Annotated in this window: 4 protein-coding genes and 1 pseudogene; 2 read left to right on the forward strand and 3 right to left on the reverse strand. The window is 64.9% G+C overall.

Translation table 11 applies throughout. The features are described 5' to 3' along the window. Together RS85_RS19395 and RS85_RS00030 are read left to right on the forward strand one after the other, a co-directional pair. Positions 1-132 (forward strand): annotated as a pseudogene (locus RS85_RS19395) (IS481 family transposase); the annotation flags it as partial. 43 nt (positions 133-175) lie between these two features. Beyond that, entirely contained in the window at positions 176-634 is a 459-nt protein-coding gene (locus tag RS85_RS00030) for a hypothetical protein (RefSeq protein WP_046011370.1), read from the forward strand. Between the two features lie 7 nt (positions 635-641). Here RS85_RS00030 and RS85_RS19155 read toward each other — a convergent pair whose 3' ends face one another. From RS85_RS19155 to RS85_RS19160, 3 genes are all read right to left on the reverse strand, one after another. Beyond that, entirely contained in the window at positions 642-815 is a 174-nt protein-coding gene (locus RS85_RS19155) for an MGMT family protein (RefSeq protein WP_082087416.1), read from the reverse strand. Further along, complete coding sequence (locus tag RS85_RS00035) at positions 812-1,948, reverse strand: DNA alkylation repair protein (RefSeq protein ID WP_046011371.1); 1,137 nt, start codon at positions 1,946-1,948, stop codon at positions 812-814. The genes RS85_RS19155 and RS85_RS00035 overlap by 4 nt, the downstream gene beginning before the upstream one ends. Before the next feature lie 44 nt (positions 1,949-1,992). After that, the coding region (locus tag RS85_RS19160; RefSeq protein WP_152642283.1) for an integrase core domain-containing protein at positions 1,993-2,124 on the reverse strand (132 nt) is incomplete at its 5' end.

Consider the following 2,124-nt stretch of genomic DNA (forward strand, 5'->3'; position numbering starts at 1 on the left):
TACGAATCGGAGACCCAACGACGCGCTGCCCTACCGGGCTGGATCCACTTCTACAATCATCACAGGCACCACTCCGCCGTCGGAGCCCCACCCATCAGCAGACTCAACAACCTGCCTGGACATCACAGCTAGCCGTCGACGACCACCCGGCAACCGAGCAGAGCTGAGCCGTACGATGCGCGCAAAGGCCGCAACGTACTGGAAGGCGCTTGCGATCACCGCTGCTGTTCTGGCAATCGCGAACGCGCTCGTGACGAACGCCTTCGTCGTCGCGATGACCCCGCAGAACTGGGCCGAACGCGCCCTTCCCGCGCTCGGCTGGGCACTGGTACTCGCAGCACTGACTACACTCTTCGTCCTTGTGAGTACGGTCTGGCTCCGCCGCCGGGCACGATCTCACGACTGGATGTTGGCGCTGCTCGCCTTCGCGGGGCCTGCGGCCGCGTGGGCGATCATCGGACTCATCATCGGCGACTGGCTATTCCCTCTATACGCTTTCTACGGTCTGGGCGCCGGCATCGTCGCCAGTGGCGTCTTCACCCTTGCGTTGCGAATGCTCGCGAAATTGAACGCGAATGGTCCAGCAACTGACGCTTCCCCCGCGGGGCCTGCCCGCAAGACGCAAACCGGTTGAGGCGCTCTCAGGGCGTCACGCCCGTCCGCCACCACGGCCCATCATGCCCGCCGCTGCGCAGAATCTGCCCGACCGCTCGCGGCCCCGTGCCCGCTCTCGCGGCGATGTCTCCGTAGGTCAGCACGTGTCCGCTGGGTATGGCGGACACGATGCGGAGAACCGTCTCGGCTACGTCGTTCATGATCGACTCCTCGGGTCGAACGGATCTGCCGGGTCCAGGTGTTTCAAGACGAACTCCGTGCGCGGGGAGAGCACGCCGTTGGCCTGCACAGTGATGTGATGCTGGCCCGCGTAGTACGTGCGCGTGGCGATGAGGCGGAAAGAGTGCGTCTTGGTGACGATCGCACTGTCGCCGGCGGCGATCTGTCGTGATCCGAGTTTGAAGGTCTTCTCGCTGATCGAGCCATTGGACCGCTGGAATCCGACGGTGTAGTCGATTGCCACCGTGGCATCCGTCTCTGCGTCGTTGATGACTACCGCGTCGAAGGTCAGCGCACCGCCCCAGGGGACCTCCGTTGTTGCGATGCGCGGCCGCGTCACGCGCAAGGCGGTTCCTGTGAAGCCGACGAGAGTGAGCGCCGCGGGATTGGCCTGCTTGATGAGTGTCCTCAGCCCGTGTCGAAGCACCCACGGGGTGTTCGCGTCCGGCGCGGCCGCCCACCCAGCAGCGATCTCGGTGACGATTTCGGGATCGACGCGGCTCAGGTCGTTGAGATGGTTGGCGGTCGAGCGTCGCACGTACTCACTCGGGTCGCGGTAGGTGGCGTCGACGATGCGCTGAGTCCCCTGAGGGTGCGCGAGGAGCCAGGGCACCCGCTTAGCCCAGGGAAGGTAGGCGCGAGAACCCTCGGTGGCGAGCCGTCGTACGTGCTCGTTTTCGTGACCTGTCCACGAGCCCATGATCTCCAGCGCACGCTCCGGACGAGCGATCAGTAGATCTCGAATCGCAAATCCTCCCGTCAACTCGACTGTCAGGCGTGCCAGTAGCGCCATGGCATCGTCGAAGTCCGCCGCTGACCCGGACTCCAGCGCACGGAATGCCACGAACTCGGTGACGGGCCAGATCATCCACCCGGCGAAAGCAGGTTCATCCATGACATCCACGACTAGCCGCTCAGCAGCCGAGAAGCCCGCCGGAGCGTCGCTGAGCAGTGCATCGCGGACCAGATCCACCCGCTGGCGGAGACGTGCGCCCTGCACGCCCGTCTCCGCCGCCGCCAAGGTAGGAAAGCCGGCGGACGTGCCGGTGGCTATCAACGCCGCTCGCAACTGCGCAACGACCGTCGGGGTGATCAGTTCGTCCATCGCGCCCATGTCGCTCACCCTCTCTCGTGTCAGTCCCTTGCGGGGCGCGGCGTCTAGATGTTCTTCCCCGTGAGGTTGTGAACGCGGTCTGAGGGTGTTTGGCCGCTGATGCCGGTGTGGGGTCTGTGGTGATTGTAGTGATGGAGCCAGGTGTCGTAGGTTGCTGCTCGGGCTTCGTCGCTAGC

Origin of the sequence: Microbacterium sp. SA39 (assembly GCF_000967865.1) — a bacterium.
Classification (GTDB): Bacteria; Actinomycetota; Actinomycetes; order Actinomycetales; family Microbacteriaceae; genus Microbacterium.

What these genes read in the sequence shown, in the direction of transcription:
- RS85_RS00030 (WP_046011370.1), top strand. Translation starts at nt 176, where the DNA reads ATGCGCGCAAAGGCCGCAACGTACTGGAAGGCGCTTGCGATCACCGCT.
- RS85_RS19155 (WP_082087416.1), bottom strand. Translation starts at nt 815, where the DNA reads ATGAACGACGTAGCCGAGACGGTTCTCCGCATCGTGTCCGCCATACCC.
- RS85_RS00035 (WP_046011371.1), bottom strand. Translation starts at nt 1,948, where the DNA reads ATGGGCGCGATGGACGAACTGATCACCCCGACGGTCGTTGCGCAGTTG.